Here is a 19,582-nt window from a genome sequence, read left to right on the forward strand (position 1 = left end):
ATTGGGGCAATTGCTGGTAGAACACCTATTAGCTCCTGAAGCGTGGCTTCCAGGGGCTTTCTCCATTATACTTGCGATAAGCTGCGTAGCTTAGTGCGCAGGATAGCAGGATGGAGATGGCCAGCATGGCATTGCGACTGTCAGCTATCGGGACAAAGCTGGCGAAGGCCGATGCGTCCTTTTCTCTGCCGAATAACACGTTTAACGTCTCACTTCCACTGCCCATGGCAGACTGAAGTGCAGTAATATCTAATGGCTGCCGATCCGCAACTCCCCGCATATACGACATCCAGGAGTCCATTCGAACCACCGCAGCAGACGACCCGCTCACAACGACGGCTGTACGAATGGTGGCATAATGCTCCTCCATAGATTGAAGCTCTGTTGATACTCCGTTTTTGCTGCCTTTGGAGAATTGAGTCTGCATGGCGTTCAGATCTTCCTTTAATATCTTGAAATACTGCTGCCAAAGTGGATTTTTCGGATGAACAAGCGTGTCCGTAGCCAATCTCAAGCTGGCGGCCACGCGAACGGTCTCCTCCTGGGAAGCCTGTACAGACCGTAAAGACTGCTCCAGATCAAGAATGCTACCTGACAGGGCGTGAACCCCTTCCATCGTAAGCTGTTGCTGAACATCTCCGCTGGCAAAGAGACTGCGAATACGTTCAAGCTCCTGCTGTACCGCGCTAATATCGCCATCAGATGCATATTTATAGAGCAGCTCTGCCCGCTGATTCAATTCTCTAATCGTAGCTTCTTTCGCACCTGCGATCTGAATGCCAGCGTCCGCTATACCTTCAGGAAGCAAAAGAATACTAGCAAGAAGTATGCTGACAGCAACAGCACATAACTGTTTGAATCGGTTCATCGGACCCCCCCTTATCCTTAGCTTATGGACAAGAGGAAGCGACTAGAACTACCCACGCAGGGAGACAATCAGAATATGCACCAGTGCACAGACGAGTGTGTGTTCACCTTTTTCCTAAACGTACGTATTCTGTTGAACGTGCTTGAAATGTGTTGTTGTGCTTGAGCTATGTTGAGCTGGACTGTCGCACCTACTCCAAAATATCAATGATATTAGCGCTGCAGTTCCTCTTGCCGAACACCGCGCACACCCAGATACCTGAACAAGCCCCCAAGCAGTACACTTCCAAGCGTCAGCAGGAATGTAAAATTGCGTACAGCCGGGACATGATCATGCAGCGTAGCAGGTAGCCAAGGAAAAATCCCATATGTATAATCCATCGTATCATTCAGGAAGGTCCACCCTGCTGCCAAGGCCAAAGCCACTGCTCCAAAGGTAAAAAAACGCACATAAAGCAATACCTCTACCGCCATAATCGTGTGTGAGGCAACGAGCATCCAGTCGGTAGGCTGAATCATTCCTCCCTGGGCTGCCCCAGCAAAGATAATCGCAGATGCCCATACACCGTATTTCACGCTGGTCACTACCGCAAGAGCTTCCAATACTGCACGCAGCGCCCTGCCAAGCAAACGTTGGGGAGGATAGAGTAAAAATAACAAGGCTGCACAAAAAAATAGACTTGCTGTCGGACTATCGGGTACAAAAACTAACAGCCAGCCGGGGTATTCCTCCCAAGTATAGCGAAGCTGCGCCCCGTACCATACATACCCATATACAGTGCCTACCAGATTACAAATGAACAGCAGCCACAAAAAATACCGATTCGTCAAAAAAGCCCGACTCCATAACAACGAAATTGACAACCCATGTTCCCCCTTTGGCATGGACGTGGACCTCATAAACAGATCCAGCCATGTACACACTTTAAAAAGCCAAGAACACGTCCTTCGACGCTCCTCCACAAAAAAACAGACCGCACTTGGCGGGAGGATGCTTGCAAGCAAGGTCCGATCTCTTCGGCTCACGCAAAACTTATGTACGATATCTAAAAGTGCCACCATCTTGAAGAAACCTGACCGCATATACGGTCAGGCTCTGTATTCTATTCTACTGTGGCTGCTACTTTTAAGCAAGCTTGCAGCTTATCGAATCATCGCTTTCAGTTCATCCGTAAGATTTCGAAAAGCTACCTCGTCTTTGGAAGCTAATGCCTCGTCAATGGCCAGGTACAGCTTCTCACTACGATACTTTTGCAAAGCATCATCAAGCACCATTTCAGCTGACAGTCCCAGCATGACTTCATAAGTAACTTTCATTTTATCCATAGGATGCACCTCCAAACTAGGGTTCAAGGAATTTGATATTGCTTGCCTTTCTCTACATAATTCTGTGCCGTAAGAGCCATTCGCTCCAGATCCGCCTCTGTCAGCTCGCGCACTACTCGTGCCGGAGAGCCTAGTGCCAGCGTATAGGGAGGAATCTTGCTACGCTCCGTTATGATGGAGCCTGCCCCTACTAAAGCATATTCACCAATCTCTGCGCCGTTAAGTACGATAGCCCCCATGCCAATTAATGTACCTTTGCCGATCGTGCAGCCATGGATAATAGCAGAATGGCCTACCGATACATCCTCTGCCAGCACCAGCGGCTGATTCGTGTTCACATGACCCACGACGTTATCCTGAATATTGGAACGCTCCCCAATGATTACTGGCGCCATATCTCCTCGAAGCACCGCGTTGAACCATACTGAGGATTGTGCAGCGATGGTGACATCCCCTACCAGCTTGGCCCCTTCGGCTACGTACACGGTAGGATGAACAGAAGGCAGATAGTCCTTGTAAGCAATCTTCATAGAACTCACCCTTTCTACATTTGGATGAGATTCTAGCAACCACCGTCAGGAATGTCAACACAGCTCGATACCATAGCTTCGAACGGCTTCCCTACCCCATGCTGTCATCTGGATCGCACCTTGCTCCTGATCCGTTGACCTGAGCATCCCCAGATGCATCATCATTCGGAGAAGACGTCTAGTGAAGATATCCTCTGCTGTGTCATAGTAGAAGGGCTTGATATATCCCTGTACCTGCTCGTACAGCTCTTGACTGGATATCCACTGCTCTGTGCATGTACAAATCCAGTAGACCAGTGAGAACAGATTCGGGATAGCGCCTTTATACAATCTTAACCAAAATCTGAACAACTGTATCATACTGTCCTCAAGCGGTATATCCAGCGTCTCCCGTCCTGCATCTGTCAGGATCAGCAGTCCGTTCCGTTCCTGAATCAATCTGCGGTGTAGTGCATAATCCAGCAGCAAAGCCAGACGATCAGGGTAATGCCTGAACGACCTCCCGTATCCAAACCGCCAGCCTCCCTTGACTGTAAGCTGCTCCGCAATATGCATATGCTCTATGAGCTGCTGTTGGCTTCTTCTGTACATGACACCTTCTGCATTCAATGTAATCTCATGACCATCTACAAATCGCAGCATGAGTCTCAGATCCTCAGCCAGCAGATGACCTTCATCCCGGTATGCCTGTGGGGGGGGCAGGCTTGTCACTGCCGCTCGCATGCTTTTGCTGATCGTATGGCGAAGTCGCTTCTTCAGATCCTCCGGCATCTGATACAGGTAACGCGTGTTGTGCGTCGAACCGTTGAATAGCCAGCCCGAGTTACGCAAACGGGACACGACCGCTCGGGGCGTCTGCTCAGCACTCTCTTCCGCGTCTCCAATAGCTTGACGGGCTGTAGCCAATAGCTCCTCCATGCTCAGGTAGGGTCTTTCGTCAAAAAGGAGACTGTTCAAAAATCTGCGGTCTGCTGCATGCAGTTCCTGCACCTGTTGCTCGAAGAAATCCCTTCCTCCCAGCTTGCTAAGAATTCCCTGAATCAATTCGTGCTTGGAGTTAGGCTTGCATTCACAAGCATAATGATCGGCAATTCTGTTCAATTGTCCAATGTCCGCAAAGGTGAGCATATCTGCAAGGTTCAAGGGTTCCACCGCCTTATCTTCGTCCTGTCGCTGGAGAATGGATTCTAGCCTTAGAAGCAATGCTGTCTATGCACATCTTTGACGAATTTATGCTCTCTTAAACGTAAAATAGAGTAAAAAGAAAAAAAGGCTTCCTTCAGCCGCAGGGCTGTAAGAAAACCTTTGAATATTTCTTCCTATAGCAGGTTCTATGCCTAAAGCAAATGATCCGTGCTGTTGAACAGCACCTTTACCCACTCCAGATCCTCTCTTTTGATAATCGTAAGAGATAGATTCCCAATTCGTTCACTCACATGCTCGGGGTACAGTCTGGAATACAGCTGGGCAAGCAAAGCACCATGCGATACTATAAGCAAATTTTTGTCCTGATGTTTATCCCATACATCCTGCAAAAACTGCATTCCACGCTCAATCAGAGCTGCCTCTGATTCCTGGCCAAGATTCAGCAAATGCCATTCCTTGCCCCAACGAGCTTCCCGCTCCTCCTGAGTCAAGCCTTCAACCTCGCCATAAGCCCGCTCTTGTAGTCGTTGGTCTGGCTCCAGAACCGGAATATTCAGTATTTCACCTAAAATTTCTCCAGTCTCTCTTGCTCTGGACAAGTGACTCGTAACAATAGCGTGCCATTCAAAAGGCTCCTCGCGTAGCCTTTCTCCTAGCAAACGTGCCTGTCTTCTGCCCTCGTCATTAAGTGCAATGTCACTTTGCCCTTGGATCTTACCCATCGCATTCCAGTCTGTAAGACCGTGTCTGATCAAACCTAGCAGCATTGTAGTTCCTCCGTAGTTCGATTAGTCCAGCTTCTGTATTCCGAGCTCACTGCATACTTGGCATTTGATCTCTTGTTCTTTGTACGGCTAGCGCCTCACTCGATGCACCCAACTGATGGACACCAGAGCCAGTGCCACCGCGAGTACAGACAGCACCATCCAATATTGCGGATACGTAGGAATCAGATTCCCTACGATCGGTTCCATAATCCCAATATGGCCTTCGGGAACATGCACAATAAAGCTTGATGAAGCCGAGTCTGATCCAGCCACACCGGTAGGCATCAGGCCTGATGGTTGCAGGGTTGTCTCTGTCGATCGGACGGTGCGTCCACTAAGGTTCAGCACCAAAAAACTGCATAAAAATAGGGCGAGAAATCCTGCAATCCAGAGCGACACATGCCTGCGAAGTGCAGGACTGATTCTGGAACGCCGATTTTCGCCAGGAACTAGCCATGGAGATTCTGCGTAGATCCGCTCCATGACTCTGCGATTTACTTGCTCTGCTTGCTCTTCAGTTACTTCATCTACGAACTCTTGAACAGCCAAGCTTTTCACTTGGTCCAAATCTTGATCTGCCGAACAGTGCTCACAATCCGCCTGATGGTCCTCAGCCATCTTGCGGCGCGGGTCTTGCTCGGACAAATGATCTAGCTTGCCGAACAATTCCTTAGCCTCCCTGCATTTCATCGGCTCTTCAGTCCTTCCCTTTCCTCAAATACGGGTTCAAACAAATAAGGCTCCAATTGGTTCTTAACACTTGAACGCGCCCTGAATAAAAGAGATTTTACAGCACTTACCGTCTGTCCGAGAATCTTTGCAATCTCCTGGTAGTCCAGTTGATCATATTCTCTGAGAATCAAAGCGGAGCGTTGCTTCTCAGGCAGATTCTTGATCGCTTCCCGTACCATCTCGACCTGCTCTGTACGCAAGATCGCCTGCTCTGGTATCAGATCCGTAGGTGCAACCGGCACATAACCACTTTCCTCTAACGGTACACTTCCGCTCCGCTGCTTACGCAGTTCGCTGAGCACCGTATTCCGTGCAATTGTGTATAGCCAAGTTGAGAACGATGCATCCACTTCACGGAAGGTCCCGAGGCTCTTATAGGCCTTGTAAAAGGTCTCTGAGCACAAGTCCTCTGCCATCATCTCCAGGTTGGAGCTTTTTAACATATGATATACAAAAGCCAGAATTTTACGCTGATACCTGCGCATGAGTTCTGAATACATTTCCACATTGCCTTGCTTAATTTCCTGAATCAACTGGGAATCTGTCATCATCCGAGTGAGAGCCTCCTCGCCCCTAACATGCCTGTTCCCCGTTCGACTCTATATATGTATTACCGAACAGGTTATTAAAAGTTGCGGTCAAGCCGCATATTTTTCTGAAAACAAACAAAACAACATCATCAACAAAAAAGAACATCCGTCCGTCCAATCACACTAGATAATAATAAAAAAACGACCAAGTTCCAAAAATGCCTAGTTCATTGTATCACAAAAAACCAGTGGTCAAAAGCTCCAAACAAGCCCGAAAATCATGAAAAAATAATGTGAACAATCAGAAACATTTTCAAACCCTTACTGTGCCTCATCCCAAAGGTCTTTTGCTTAAGACTTTTATCATGTGATTTAACCCAGACCTTTAATATAGATTTTGGTAATGACCTAAGCGTGACCTTAGAAGAATTCTTTAGCTTAGAATATAGTTCGAGCTTTACCTCGAACTATACCATATGCTTTCTCAAGCCTGTGAATTCCTTAGTATGATTATCGGATTTTTATAAATCTTTTTTAAGACTCCTTAGAACAAAAAAAAAAAGACCACCTAGGCCAAGGCCTAAGTGGTTACTACTATGTCTCAAGTAGTTTAGTTAAAGGATAGGAGTGGAGAGAAACCATACTGTACTTTTATTATATGTATCCGTTTTCATTTTGTCAACACTCTTTTTTAAGCGTTTTCTTTTTCCTTAATATTGAAAATCGGGTCCCATATAGGCAATGAATGGACAAGCCTCCTGCCCTCCACCCCCGCATGAACCCGAAATGTCTAGCTAAATAACAACATGATGGCCTTGGGACTGCAAGAGCTCCCTTGCCCGGTTCCACGCTTCTTCCTGTCGGAAGGACAGACGCAGGATGCCAGGCACATCCTCCCTGCTCTCAATAATCTGCATGTTGCTCAGATTGATACGATGGTCGCCCAGCAATGTCGCAATCTGACCGATGATACCAGGTGTATCCGGTACATCAATATACAGATCGAACGTTGACGTGATCATTCCCTTACGGCGCTCAGGCAATTCACTACGGAATGCTCCGGCTGTCGCAAATTCCTGCTCAACCCCAAAACCGTCCTGGCATTCCAGCAGCTCAGTAAAACGTTCGATCTGACTATTCCAATCTCGCAGTAACCGCAGTAGTACCTGCCTATTGCTGAGCAGGATGTCCCGCCAGACGATAGGATCACTGGAGGCAATTCGTGTAATATCCCTGAAGCCTCCAGCAGCCAGTGTACTGTAGAGTGGATTTTCCTCATCATAAGCCCGCACCTGATTCACGAGTGAAGCTGCGATAATATGCGGTAAATGACTTATTGCACCTACGATATCATCATGCATGACAGGCTCTACTGTTACAACCTGCGCTTTCGTGTGGCCCAGCAGCTCCTTCAAAGCGTTCACGGCTTGCTCAGGCACCTTTGCGTCAGGACACAACACATAATAAGCATTCTCGAACAGCACCGAAGAAGCTGCCGTTACCCCTGAGCGCTCCGAGCCTGCCATCGGATGCCCACCGATAAAATAAGCCCCTTGAAGATTCGTCTCAGACGCCAGACGGGTAATCGAGGATTTAGTACTACCGACATCCGTAATAATACAGCCCTGCTTGAGAGGAAGTTCTGCCAGCCTGAGCAAATAATGCTCCAGCAGACTTACTGGCACGCACAGAAAAATAAAATCGGCATCCTCGGTTGCTTCCTCCAACGACAGAGTAGCCGTATCCACGACGCCTCGTGTAATCATGGGGTCAATGAGTTCTGGCATATGAGCGTGGCCGACGACGTTGATTCCCGGCTTCCCCTTAAAGCAAAGACCAAGTGAACCGCCAATCAGCCCCACTCCAATTATAGCTATTTTCATCAGAATCTGTCCTATCAGTTATTTACGCTTTAACTGCTCCCAGTACCTCTTCAAGCGCATGAATAAAGGCTGCGTTCTGCTCTGGAGTCCCTACCGTTACGCGAATGAATGTTGGATGTTTCTTAAAGCCTGAACGGATAATAATTCCTTTACGCAGTAAAGCGTCAAAGACTTCGGATGAAGGGCGTCCTACATCCACCATGACAAAGTTCCCGTGCGCCGGGAAGGTCGCAAGACCAAGACGCGAGAATTGCTCCTGCAAATAAATAATTCCGTCAGCATTCTTCTGACGGCAGTGATCAACAAAGGCCTGATCCTGAAGCGCTGCTCGTGCTGCAGCTTGTCCCAGGCGAGACGTGTTGAACGGCTCCCGCACCTGATTGATCAGCTTGATCACGGCTGCACGTCCAATTCCATAACCTACACGCAGAGCAGCAAGTCCATAGATTTTGGAAAACGTACGAAGAATGACCAGATTATCGTATCGGGATAGCAATTGAATGCTATTGGGATATGAGGCATCGGTTACATACTCGAAGTAGGCTTCGTCCAGTACGACCATTACATGCTGTGGAACACGGTCCAGGAAAGCAGTGAGCTCATCCTCGGTAACAATAGTTCCTGTAGGATTATTCGGATTGCACACCCAAATGATTTTGGTCCGTTCGTTCACACGAGACAGCATCGCACTCAGATCATGAGTCCCATCCTCCAATGGAACCTCAATGGTAGTGGCTCCTTCGATATCAGCATTGCTCTTATAAACGGAGAATGTCGAATCTGCCATGATCGTCTCGTCGCCTGGCTGCAAGAAAGCACGCGCAATCAGAGCAATCACTTCATCCGAGCCGCACCCGAAGATAATCTGATCAGACTGAACACCAACATGCTGAGCCAGCTGTGCTGTCAGCTCAACAGCACTCCCGTCTGGATACAAGAACAGCTGTGATAGCTCATTTTGAATCGCTTGGGCTACTGCAGGGGAGCTTCCATAAGGATTCTCATTGGAGGCCAGCTTGATGACCTCACTCAGACCCAGCTCCTTCTTTACTTCTTCAATCGGTTTGCCCGGCTTATAGACCGGTAGACCGACAATACGCTGTTTTGGCTGCATGCCAGTTTCCCCCTTCTAGATGCATCATTGCGCGTACGTAAGCACGTACGCGCAATGCAAAAAATTATACTCTCAATTGTGCCACAAACTGACGAATTTGCAATAGTCCATCCTGTCTGCTACCAGACTCGCGAAGCAGAGGAATAGTCTCTTCAATCTGCCGCACGATGGCACTGCCCACCACGACGCCATCGCACATTTGCGAGAAGCGCTGCACTTGCTCCCGTGTAGAGATCCCGAAGCCGACAGCAACTGGAATATCTGTGAAGCTCTTGACCTTGGCGATGAAGCTATCCACTTCATTATGGAAGGAGGACCGCTCACCCGTTACGCCAAGCGAGGATACACAATAAATAAATCCACGTGCATTCTTCACGATCTTCTCAATTCGCTGATCGGATGTCGGGGCTACCAGCGGCACGAGATGGACATCGGCCTCTTCCGCCATCTTGCCAATGACTTCCGCCTCCTCGATGGGAAGGTCGGGAATGATCAGACCACTGATATCATGCGTCCGAATCGTTGCAAAAAAGGTCTCCAATCCCATCTGTAGAATAGGATTATAGTAGGTGAAGAGAATGAAAGGAAGCTGTGACCCGGCTTCTCTCGCTTGCTTGGCAACCTCCAGACACGAGTGAATCGTAATTTGGCTCTGCAAGGCCCGCTCGGAGGCACGCTGGATGACCGGACCGTCAGCAAGAGGGTCCGAATAGGGAACTCCCAGCTCCAGAATATCTGCCCCGGCCTCCTCCAGCTCGTGAATGATATCCAAGGTTGTATTCAGATCCGGGTCTCCCACCGTCAGGAAAGGAATTAGCGCTGTTCTCCCTTCACCGCGCAGACGCGTGAAGACTTCATCCATTCGATTCATGACGGCTCTCCCCCTGTATACTTAATGATCGATTCTACGTCTTTATCACCGCGTCCAGACAGGCAAATGACTACAACATCATCACTGCTCAGTTGAGGCGCCAGTTTGATGACCTGGGCAATTGCATGCGAGGATTCCAGCGCCGGCAGGATTCCCTCCAAGCGGCACATGAGCTGTAAGGCCTCGATAGCCTCATCATCGGTAATCGGTACGTATTCCGCTCGTTCAATATCCTTCAGATAAGAATGTTCTGGACCGACTCCCGGATAGTCCAGACCCGCCGAGATCGAATGCGCAGGCTGCACTTGCCCATATTTGTCTTGCAGCAAATAGCTCATGGAGCCCTGAAACACGCCGTGTGTCCCTTTTGTCATCGTAGCCGCATGATACTCTGTATCGACACCTTTACCTGCTGCCTCTACTCCGACCAGCTTCACAGCTTCATCCTCCAGGAAAGGATAGAACATGCCGATGGCATTGCTGCCACCTCCGACAGCAGCTACCACGACATTCGGCAGTCGTCCCTCTGCCTCCAGAATCTGACGGCGCGTCTCATCGCCGATGACTCGCTGGAAGTTACGAACCATCATCGGATACGGATGCGGTCCAACCGCAGAACCCAGAATGTAAAAGGTATCATGCACATGGCTAACCCAGTAACGGAGCGCTTCATTACCGGCATCCTTGAGAGTCCGTGTCCCTGAAGTGACAGTAACGACCTCTGCACCAAGTAGACGCATGCGAAATACGTTCAGCTGCTGGCGAACGGTATCCTCCTCGCCCATGAAGACTTTGCATTCCAGCCCAAGCAATGCAGCCACGGTCGCTGTAGCTACACCATGCTGTCCTGCACCAGTCTCAGCAATAACCTTGGTCTTGCCCATTCGCTGTGCCAGCAGTCCTTGTCCCAACGCGTTATTAATCTTATGCGCACCTGTATGGTTCAGGTCTTCACGCTTCAGGTAGATCTTGGCTTGTCCGAGATGCTCACTGAGACGCTTCGCGTAGTACAGTGGCGTCTCCCGCCCCGAATAATTCTGCAGCAGATCATTCAACTCCGCATTAAATGCTGGATCATCTGCATACTTCCGGTAAGACTCCTCTAGCTCAAGCAAAGCATTCATCAGGGTCTCAGGCACAAATCTGCCCCCAAACACCCCAAAGCGTCCGTTCATATCAGGATATTGTGTCAAGCCGCTTCACCCTCTCCACAAAACTTGTAATTTTCTGTATATCCTTCATCCCATCTGTCTCTACGCCACTGGATACGTCCAGTCCGTCAGGAGCATATAACGCTATGAGCTCTGTGACATTCTCTGAATGCAGGCCTCCGGCGACGAGCAGTGTAATTCCATGCTGCTGTGCCCAGTCCTGATAAGCAGGAATTCTGTCCCATGCAAAAGTTCGCCCCGACCCTCCCCCATATACGGGGTCATGTGTATCTAGCAGTAGAGCATCTATAGTCCCGATATAGTCATCCAATTGGTTATGTACAGATGCTTCTGTACCATCCGTAATAGGAAGTGCTTTGATCACCCTTAGACCCAATTGTTCCTTAACTGCACGGCAAAATTCAGGACTCTCCTGCCCATGTAGCTGAATAATATCCAGCGGGGCTGTGTGAAGCAGTTCCCTCAGCTCTTGCAGCTCGGGATTAACAAATACGCCGACACTTTGCGGCGCAGCTTCCGTCTGCCATTCCCTTAGAATAGGGATCAGTTCGGCCGCCTGCTGTGCTGTGACTCGACGCTTGCTTGGCGCAAATACGAATCCGATATAATCCACTGGTAAATGTACCATAGATTTTAGCACTTCAACGCTTTGAAGTCCACAAATTTTTACGGCCGTCCTCTCCATGCTATTGCTCCTTTCCCCAAGCTCATAAAGCATGATCCCCAATACTATTAGCGTTGCATTGCTGTTATCATTAGCATTACTGCGCTGCTTCTATGTTGCTTCTGTTCTGCTTTCATTCTGTAGCTGTTATCGCCACTTTTCCTACTGCTGTAGCTTACCTTCCATTAATTCGAGCACAGCACGTCCGATATCCTGCTGACGCATGAAATATTCCCCTACCAGTATCCCCTGTGCTCCTGTTCCTCTAAGAAACTCTACATCCTGCGGCCCAGCTATGCCACTTTCACTGATTAGTGTTACATCATCCGGTACCAAGGCAGCTAATTGCTCCGTCGTCTCCAGTCTGGTCTCGAATGTACGCAGATCCCGGTTGTTCACCCCGATGAGGGTAGCTCCATCCACCTCTAATACCGTCTCCAGTTCTTGACGATCATGAACCTCCACGAGTACATCCATACCTAGTTCACGGGCTGTGCGATGGTAGCTGGCGATCTGCTCTGGTTCCAAAATGGCCGCGATCAACAGAATTGCGTCTGCTCCCAGCACTCGTGCTTCATAGATTTGCAGCTCATCAATAATAAAATCCTTGCGAAGCAACGGGATGCTGACGGTATTTCGAATAGAGCGCAGTACCTCAGGTCCCCCCTGGAAATATTCCACGTCCGTAAGCACCGAGATGCAATCTGCACCAGCCTCTTCATAGGCACGGGCAATGTCCAACGGATGAAAATCAGGGCGAATCAAGCCCTTGGAGGGTGAGGCCTTCTTGACCTCTGCGATCAGGCCCATAGGCCGTGTGCGATTTTGTGAGAGAGCAGCCTCGAAGCCCTTGGTGGCAGGTAACTCGCTAATCACTCTTTCTGCCTCTGCGATAGAAAAGCTTTCCTTAAGTCTCGCAACTTCTTTGTGCTTGGTGACGACGATTTGATCAAGATACATGCTCATATCCTCCTGTTGCCATAATTAACTGCTGTAGTTTTTCCTTTGCTTTGCCTGTATCAATGACCTGCGCAGCGGTGGCTACACCTGCCTGCAAAGAATCGGCCAGACCTGCTACATAGATGCAGGCACCTGCATTGGCCAACACTACATCACGATACGGTCCCTGCTCTCCGTTCAGAACACGGTGGATGATAAGCGCATTAGTAGCTGCATCCCCACCCAATACCTGCTCCAGAGGATATGTGCTAAGCCCCAATTGCCCGGGATCTATATCGTATGTCAGTATATCTCCATTCCTGAGCTCCGACACCGTCGTCGGGGCTGAAATGCTAATCTCATCCAATCCTTCATGACTGCATACAACCAAAGCCCGTTTAGAACCTAGTCGCTGAAGCACGGCTGCCACAACATCCGTCTTGCTCCGATCATAGATACCAAGCAGCTGACGATCAGCCCCTGCCGGATTGGTAAGCGGACCAAGCATATTGAATACGGTTCTGACCCCAAGCTCACGTCTTGGAGCAGCTGCATACTTCATAGAAGGGTGATACAGCTGAGCGAACAGGAAGCATATACCGACATGCTCCAAGCACTCCTTCGCCTGCTCTCCGTTCAGATGAATATTCACACCTAGAGCTTCAAGTACATCTGCGCTGCCAGCTCTACCACTAGCCGAACGATTACCATGCTTGGCGACTCTCACAGAGGCTGCTGATGCGATAATAGCAGATACAGTAGAAATATTAAATTTATGAATACCAGATCCCCCAGTACCACAAGTGTCAAGGAGCTGACGCTGCTCTACCTGTACGCCTTGTGCATGCCCACGCATCGCTTCTGCGAAGCCCGTAATCTCCTCGACCGTCTCCCCCTTCATGCGCAGTGCTGTCAGCAAGCCGCCAATCTGAGCGGACGTGGCCTTTCCATTCATAATGTGCTCCATCATGCTCCGCGCTTCGAACTGGCTCAGGTCCTTGCCTTCCAGAATGTGGTTCAGTCCGTTCTGCATCAAGTGCTCCATGTTCATTGCCTGCTCCTCCTCTTCTCAATTTGTAATCCTTCTTATGAATAATGCAGTGTCTGCCAGCGACACCTTTGTCTTATATCCTTATTGCATGCATGTCATCTGAATCAAATCAAGGAGCGAACAAGTAATCCTGATTCAGCACATCTCCCAATTTAGCAGGCTGTGGGAACATTTCTTCAGCTGTTCGAATCGCCTTCAGCATCGCCTTGGCCTTATTGATGGTCTCCATGTATTCACTCTCTGCCACAGAGTCCCATACAATCCCCGCTCCAGCCTGTACGTAGGCTCTACCCTTGCGGAATACAATTGTCCGGATCGTAATACAAGTATCCATATTTCCCGTGAAGCCGAGATAGCCGATCGCTCCAGCATAGGCTCCTCTGGACTCACGCTCAAGCTCCCCGATAATCTCCATCGCTCTCAGCTTCGGAGCGCCCGAGACGGTTCCAGCTGGGAGGCAGGACAGGAAAGCATCAAAGAAATCCTTGTCCTTGGCAAGCTGTCCCGATACGTTGGAGACAATATGCATTACGTGTGAGTACCGCTCGATCTCCATGAATGTGTCACAGGTGACCGTGCCGAATTCAGACACTCTGCCCAGATCATTCCGCCCAAGGTCCACCAGCATCAGATGCTCTGCCCGTTCCTTCTCGTCCTTCAGCAGTTCCTCTGCCAAAGCCTGATCCTCTGCCTCTGTGCTGCCGCGTGGTCTCGTGCCTGCAATAGGTCTCGTTTCTACACGGCCATGATCGACCTTGACCAGCGCCTCTGGAGATGTACCGACGATGATTTCCTCGCCCATTTTCAAGTAGTACATATACGGAGAAGGATTCATCGTCCGCAGTACGCGGTAGACATGCAACGGCGATACCTCAGTATCGATATGGAAGCGTTGGGACAATACCACCTGGAAGATGTCCCCAGCACGAATGTATTCCTTAGCCCGCTCCACATTCCCTATAAATTGCTCCTTCGACATATTGGAGTGGATCGTTCCCAGCTCTACATCACCTGGTACTGTGGCTGCGCTGAACGGGTCCTCCTTCACAGGCTGTCGCAGCTGCGTGGCCGTTGCTTCCAGCTTCCGTTCTACAGCGGCATACGCCCGGCGAATCTCATCATCCGTTGCACCTTCTGGGACATGTACATTGCCTACCAGCAGCATCTGCTGCTTAACATGGTCAAATACAATGATTTGATCACAGAACATGAAGCGAATATCATCCATATTGAGATCATCCACCGCATGAGCGGGTAGCTTCTCATAATATTGCAGGAGATCATAACCGAAGAATCCGATGGCCCCTCCAGTGAACGGCGGCATCTCATCCAGCTTGGGGCTGCGGTATTTCCGCAGCAGCGTTTTGAGCGCCTCAATCGGCTTGCCGTGCACCTCTTGCTCCTTCCCGTTGCTGTTGATGACGAGCCGTCCTTTTTTGCCGGAGATCATCAGAAAAGGGTCTTTGCCAATGAAGGAATAGCGAGCCCATTGCGCCCCACCCTCCACACTTTCCAGCAGAAAAGCATGCTCCTGCTCCGCATAACGGCGGAAAATCCGAATGGGTGTCTCCATGTCAGCCAGCACCTTTTTATGTACCGGGATCAGATTGTATTGACCGGCCATCGAAATTACAAACTCTACATTAGGGGTCAGCATTTGATCGCTTCCTTCCTTCAATTCAAATATTTGCACTGCGACTTGCGATGGATAATATCTGGGCAAATAAAAAAGTCCCTACCGTAAGGTAGAGACTGTTGTCGTTAATGGATGTCGATTGCCGCCATATTTTGGGTAGTCCGATACTTGACATTAGAGTAACATCTATCGACGCCATTCTAATGAAGTAAGACTGCTCGAGGCTATATAGCTCCAGAGACTATAGAATGGCCCAGCTTCACTGAACACGTAGTACTCTATAATTCTCGGTGAACTCATGCCTTCAGAACCCTTCGCAAGTCTATTCGTCTTACACCGATCCCGTTCAAACACACAACAGGATACTGCTGTATTGATCTCATAGACAGACCTTTGCGAAAAAATATGGACTTAGCTTATCTCAACTCTTCTCATCTCGACTCAACTGACTCTACTTCACTCAACTTAGCTATCCACAGTATATGGAATTATTCTTAGCCAAATTAGACTGTCGTGATCTGACCAATAGTTCATCACATCACTATAACCAGCTTCACTTGGGCACTCTAACTTTCACTCATCTATACTAGGCGCTTCCGCGCTAGCACTCATCTGCTTATCTAATAACCTAACAATCCTGCCTAGCTTGCGTTACATACTCATCTCATGCTGAACTCATCTGAACTATAGGTACACTATAGCGTAAAATGACACTCCTTGGCAACTCCCAAATTCATGAGCTGCTCTTGGAGGACGACAAGTCTGGTCGCAGGACCTTCGCGCCGCGTAAATACACGTGGTTGATCTCACGCTGCGTCTTGTTCGTATTGATCTGAACCATAAAGCGGATACAACGCTCTAGACTTCCTTGCACTGGTATCTCAACAGCGCACATCAGCGGGACGAGCTCCCAGCCCTCCAACTCCCGAATGGCCTTGGCGGGGAAAGCGGCATCCAGATCCTGTGTCATAGTGATCCACACATGGCAGATCTGCTCCGGCTGAATCTGATTCCGGGATACAATATCATTCAATAGCTCTGCGGTCGCTTCGAGAATCTCGTCCGCATTGTTCGAGCTTACGGTCGTTGCTCCCCGAATTCCTCGATTATACACGCTTACTCCTCCTCTCTAAGCTGCTCGATGACCTCTCTGACTATCTCTATGGAAATATCCTTCACAATATCCACACGACCCATCGCCCGTGGCACTACGAAAGTGACTACTCCCTCTTTGAACTTCTTGTCATGCATCATGGCGGTCAGCAGCTGCTCTGTAGCCAGATGCTTGGGCAGTACAGTGGGCAGCTTCAGTGCCTTCAGCATGTTCCGTGTCTCCACAGCAAGAGACGGGTCGGCTCCCAGACGTACGCCGAGCAGAGCTGAACCTACCATCCCGATTGAAATGGCCTCTCCGTGCAAAAATTCTCCGTAGCCAGCAATTGCTTCAATGGCATGACCGATCGTATGTCCCAAATTCAGAATGGCACGCAGTCCCTCTTCTCGCTCATCCTGAGAGACAACAGCTGCCTTGACTGCACAGCCTTGGCCCAAGCCATATTCAAGCGCATCGGGCTGAAGCGCCAATAGCTCCTCGGTATGCTCAAGGCACCAGTATGCGAAGGCTTCATCCCAAATCAGACCATGCTTCAGCATCTCCGAGAGTCCTGCTGACACCTCACGAGGAGGTAGCGTCAGTAAGGTGTCCACGTCATACAATACAAGCTCGGGTTGGTGGAAGGCGCCAATCATATTTTTAGCCAAAGGATGGTTAATGCCTACCTTGCCCCCTACGCTGCTATCATGCGCAAGGATAGTCGTCGGCACCTGGATGAACTTGATGCCACGCATGAAGCTCGCAGCCACAAAGCCCGCGAGATCACCTACAACTCCGCCACCTAGTGCGATGACCGCTGAGCTCCGATTCAGTCCTGCCTCCAGTGCAGTAGTGATAACTTGCTCATATACCGTCAAGGACTTGGAGGTCTCTCCAGCCTTCACGATCGAAGCAACTGTCGTGTACCCCTGCTCCCGCAGGCTGTCCTCCAGAATCTTCAAATATCTCGGAGCTGTATTATCATCAGCTACAATGAGTAGCGGGCTCTTGCTCGATATACCATGTTGGCGGAAATAATTGCCGGCCTCTGGCAGTAGCCCTCTACCGATATAGATGGGATACGTGCGTTCTTGATCCAATTGAACTGTAATGGTCTGCATCTTAGTAGCTATCCAGCTGTGCCTGATATGCTTTCATATTGGCATGCATCTCTTCAATGGAATCTCCGCCGAATTTTTCGAGCAGGGCCTTCGCAATCTCCCAGGCAACCACATGCTCCATGACGACACTTGCAGCAGGTACAGCACAGGCATCGGATCGCTCTACCTGAGCGGTGAAGGCCTCTTTGGTATCAATATCCACGCTTTGCAGCGGCTTATACAGAGTAGGAATTGGCTTCATAACTCCGCGCACAACGACAGGCATTCCATTTGTCATACCGCCCTCGAATCCACCCAGACGGTTCGTTCTACGATGGTAGCCTTTGTCCTCCGTGTACAGAATCTCATCATGCACCTGGGACCCGCGGATAGTACCAGCTTCGAAGCCGATCCCGATCTCAACACCCTTGAAGGCGTTGATAGACATCACTGCCTGCGCAATACGAGCGTCCAGCTTGCGATCATATTGCACGTGGCTTCCGAGTCCAATCGGAACACCCTCTACGATGCATTCTACGATGCCACCGACTGTGTCGCCTTCCTGCTTGATCTGATCAATGTATGCTTCCATCTTTTTCTCAGTCTCAGGGTCCGTTACACGCACCGAGGAAGCTTCCGTCACCTCAATCAACTCATCAATTGGCATGTCACGGTATGGTGCTTCAATCTCACCAATTCGAATGACTTGACCAGCCACTTTGATGCCGAACTCAGCCAGTAGCTGCCGTGCCAATGAACCACACGCCACGCGAATGGCTGTCTCACGAGCACTGGAGCGCTCCAGTACATTTCGCAGGTCCTTCAGGTTGTATTTCATACCCCCATTCAGATCAGCGTGTCCAGGACGAGGACGATGCACGCGACGCTTCTCTTCGTCACTGCCCTCAATCGGCTCAATGTTCATGATTTTCTGCCAATGCTTCCAATCCTTATTCTCCACAATGATGGCTACTGGTGCACCTGTCGTATACCCGTGACGCACTCCGCCAGCAATGGTAGCCGTATCTGTCTCGATCTGCATGCGCCGACCACGTCCGTATCCCTTCTGTCTGCGCTGCAGTTGAAAATTAATTTCCTCAAAATTCAATTTCAAATTACTAGGCAATCCTTCTACAATCGCTGTCAGTTGGGGTCCGTGTGTTTCCCCTGCCGTTAAGTAGCGTAGACTCATATTGCGCGTTCCCCCTTTAAACTGTTAAACTGTGCATCGCTAAAATCCGTTAACTCATTATAGTACAGCCAATGTGCTTTGACAAGAAATGCCGTGCCTGTGAAAAAACACACGCCGGCTCTCCTAAAGAGTCATGCGTGTGTTTCCCCAAACCTTGATGCTAGGCCTTTTTCCGATAGAAGAATGTCTCGGTAGCCTCCAGGTTGTACTGTCCTGGCGAGAATATCTGCTCCGTGCTGCCTACGAACAATACGCCCCCTGGCCGAAGACTCTTAGCGAATTTCTGATACAGTAGATGCTTGGCCTCTTCTGTAAAATAAATCATGACATTGCGACAAATGATTAGATCATACCCATCCTCAAAGGTATCTAGCAACAAGTTCTGCTTCTTGAACTGCACAGCCTTCTTGAGCTTCTCATCAATTCGATACATCATGCCATCAGGCTTGAAGTATTTGCTAGCCACTTCCTTAGGTACATCCTTGAGTGACCTCTCCAAATACTTGCCTTCCTTCGCCTTCCCGAGCGCGCCGTCATCAATGTCTGTGGCATGAATCGTAGATTCCGCAAGCAGACCTTTTCCATCCAGAACCATTGCTAGGCTGTAAGGCTCTTCTCCTGTCGAGCAAGCTGCACTCCACAGCTTCAAGCGACGTTTCCCGGCAAGTAGCTCTGGCAATACAACATCCCGCAGCACTTCCCAGCGGTTCGGATTTCTCCAGAATTCAGACACGTTGATGGTCATCCGATCCAAAAACTCATAGAAAAGCGGCTTTTCCTTCATCATTGCCTCATAGAAGGAGACAAAGGTCGTGTAGCCGTTCTTATTGCGGAGTGTCGTTAGACGCCGCTTCATCTGGGCTTCCTTATACTGTGCAAGATCAATACCTGTGCTTGTCTTAACGTTGCGAATGAACGCTGCGTAGTCAGGATCAGGCTGACTTTGTTCTAGCTGACTCATGATACCCA

Annotated in this window: 20 protein-coding genes; all 20 read right to left on the bottom strand. The window is 49.5% G+C overall.

The window, feature by feature from the left end; translation table 11 throughout:
- Positions 1 to 28: 28 nt before the first annotated feature.
- The gene (locus D328_RS0116940) at positions 29 to 868 is read right to left on the bottom strand and encodes a sporulation protein YpjB (RefSeq protein ID WP_018886218.1); all 840 of its coding nucleotides are present in this window, start codon (positions 866 to 868) and stop codon (positions 29 to 31) included.
- Between the two features lie 212 nt (positions 869 to 1,080).
- Positions 1,081 to 1,731: a DUF1405 domain-containing protein gene (locus tag D328_RS0116945; protein ID WP_025677792.1), complete on the bottom strand. Its 651-nt coding sequence runs from the start codon at positions 1,729 to 1,731 to the stop codon at positions 1,081 to 1,083.
- Between the two features lie 279 nt (positions 1,732 to 2,010).
- Positions 2,011 to 2,193 (bottom strand): IDEAL domain-containing protein, encoded by a 183-nt coding sequence (locus D328_RS0116950; protein ID WP_018886220.1) that lies wholly within the window; start codon positions 2,191 to 2,193, stop codon positions 2,011 to 2,013.
- Positions 2,194 to 2,216: 23 nt separating this feature from the next.
- Positions 2,217 to 2,723, bottom strand: a complete 507-nt coding sequence (locus D328_RS0116955; RefSeq protein ID WP_018886221.1) for a gamma carbonic anhydrase family protein — start codon at positions 2,721 to 2,723, stop codon at positions 2,217 to 2,219.
- A 54-nt stretch (positions 2,724 to 2,777) separates the two neighbouring features.
- The gene (locus tag D328_RS0116960) at positions 2,778 to 3,866 is read right to left on the bottom strand and encodes a hypothetical protein (RefSeq protein ID WP_018886222.1); all 1,089 of its coding nucleotides are present in this window, start codon (positions 3,864 to 3,866) and stop codon (positions 2,778 to 2,780) included.
- A gap of 194 nt (positions 3,867 to 4,060) precedes the next feature.
- On the bottom strand, positions 4,061 to 4,636 hold the full coding sequence (locus tag D328_RS0116965) for a histidine phosphatase family protein (protein WP_018886223.1): 576 nt from the start codon (positions 4,634 to 4,636) through the stop codon (positions 4,061 to 4,063).
- 87 nt (positions 4,637 to 4,723) lie between these two features.
- A complete protein-coding gene (locus tag D328_RS0116970) occupies positions 4,724 to 5,302 on the bottom strand; it encodes a hypothetical protein (RefSeq protein WP_018886224.1) in 579 nt (192 codons plus the stop codon).
- Positions 5,303 to 5,322: 20 nt separating this feature from the next.
- Complete coding sequence (locus D328_RS0116975) at positions 5,323 to 5,919, bottom strand: RNA polymerase sigma factor (RefSeq protein ID WP_018886225.1); 597 nt, start codon at positions 5,917 to 5,919, stop codon at positions 5,323 to 5,325.
- A gap of 773 nt (positions 5,920 to 6,692) precedes the next feature.
- Positions 6,693 to 7,781, bottom strand: coding sequence for a prephenate dehydrogenase (locus D328_RS0116980; protein WP_026281235.1), 1,089 nt, complete (start codon positions 7,779 to 7,781; stop codon positions 6,693 to 6,695).
- Between the two features lie 22 nt (positions 7,782 to 7,803).
- Positions 7,804 to 8,895, bottom strand: coding sequence for a histidinol-phosphate transaminase (gene hisC, locus D328_RS0116985; RefSeq protein WP_018886227.1), 1,092 nt, complete (start codon positions 8,893 to 8,895; stop codon positions 7,804 to 7,806).
- A 64-nt stretch (positions 8,896 to 8,959) separates the two neighbouring features.
- Entirely contained in the window at positions 8,960 to 9,766 is an 807-nt protein-coding gene (gene trpA / locus D328_RS0116990) for a tryptophan synthase subunit alpha (RefSeq protein WP_018886228.1), read from the bottom strand.
- Positions 9,763 to 10,959 (bottom strand): tryptophan synthase subunit beta, encoded by a 1,197-nt coding sequence (gene trpB / locus D328_RS0116995; RefSeq protein ID WP_018886229.1) that lies wholly within the window; start codon positions 10,957 to 10,959, stop codon positions 9,763 to 9,765. The genes trpA and trpB overlap by 4 nt, the downstream gene beginning before the upstream one ends.
- A complete protein-coding gene (locus D328_RS0117000; RefSeq protein WP_018886230.1) occupies positions 10,943 to 11,623 on the bottom strand; it encodes a phosphoribosylanthranilate isomerase in 681 nt (226 codons plus the stop codon). The genes trpB and D328_RS0117000 overlap by 17 nt, the downstream gene beginning before the upstream one ends.
- Before the next feature lie 141 nt (positions 11,624 to 11,764).
- Positions 11,765 to 12,562 (bottom strand): indole-3-glycerol phosphate synthase TrpC, encoded by a 798-nt coding sequence (trpC, locus tag D328_RS0117005; RefSeq protein ID WP_018886231.1) that lies wholly within the window; start codon positions 12,560 to 12,562, stop codon positions 11,765 to 11,767.
- Positions 12,552 to 13,592 (bottom strand): anthranilate phosphoribosyltransferase, encoded by a 1,041-nt coding sequence (gene trpD, locus D328_RS0117010; protein ID WP_018886232.1) that lies wholly within the window; start codon positions 13,590 to 13,592, stop codon positions 12,552 to 12,554. Before trpD ends, trpC begins: the two co-directional genes overlap by 11 nt.
- Before the next feature lie 109 nt (positions 13,593 to 13,701).
- On the bottom strand, positions 13,702 to 15,249 hold the full coding sequence (gene trpE / locus D328_RS0117015) for an anthranilate synthase component I (protein WP_018886233.1): 1,548 nt from the start codon (positions 15,247 to 15,249) through the stop codon (positions 13,702 to 13,704).
- A 712-nt stretch (positions 15,250 to 15,961) separates the two neighbouring features.
- Entirely contained in the window at positions 15,962 to 16,342 is a 381-nt protein-coding gene (gene aroH / locus D328_RS0117020) for a chorismate mutase (RefSeq protein WP_018886234.1), read from the bottom strand.
- A 2-nt stretch (positions 16,343 to 16,344) separates the two neighbouring features.
- Positions 16,345 to 17,442, bottom strand: a complete 1,098-nt coding sequence (gene aroB / locus D328_RS0117025; RefSeq protein ID WP_018886235.1) for a 3-dehydroquinate synthase — start codon at positions 17,440 to 17,442, stop codon at positions 16,345 to 16,347.
- 1 nt (position 17,443) lies between these two features.
- The gene (gene aroC / locus D328_RS0117030; RefSeq protein WP_018886236.1) at positions 17,444 to 18,613 is read right to left on the bottom strand and encodes a chorismate synthase; all 1,170 of its coding nucleotides are present in this window, start codon (positions 18,611 to 18,613) and stop codon (positions 17,444 to 17,446) included.
- Between the two features lie 160 nt (positions 18,614 to 18,773).
- Positions 18,774 to 19,574, bottom strand: coding sequence for a CheR family methyltransferase (locus D328_RS0117040; protein WP_026281236.1), 801 nt, complete (start codon positions 19,572 to 19,574; stop codon positions 18,774 to 18,776).
- Between the last annotated feature and the right edge of the window lie 8 nt (positions 19,575 to 19,582).

Source organism: Paenibacillus massiliensis 2301065 = DSM 16942 (genome assembly GCF_000377505.1).
Classification (GTDB): Bacteria; Bacillota; Bacilli; order Paenibacillales; family Paenibacillaceae; genus Paenibacillus; species Paenibacillus massiliensis.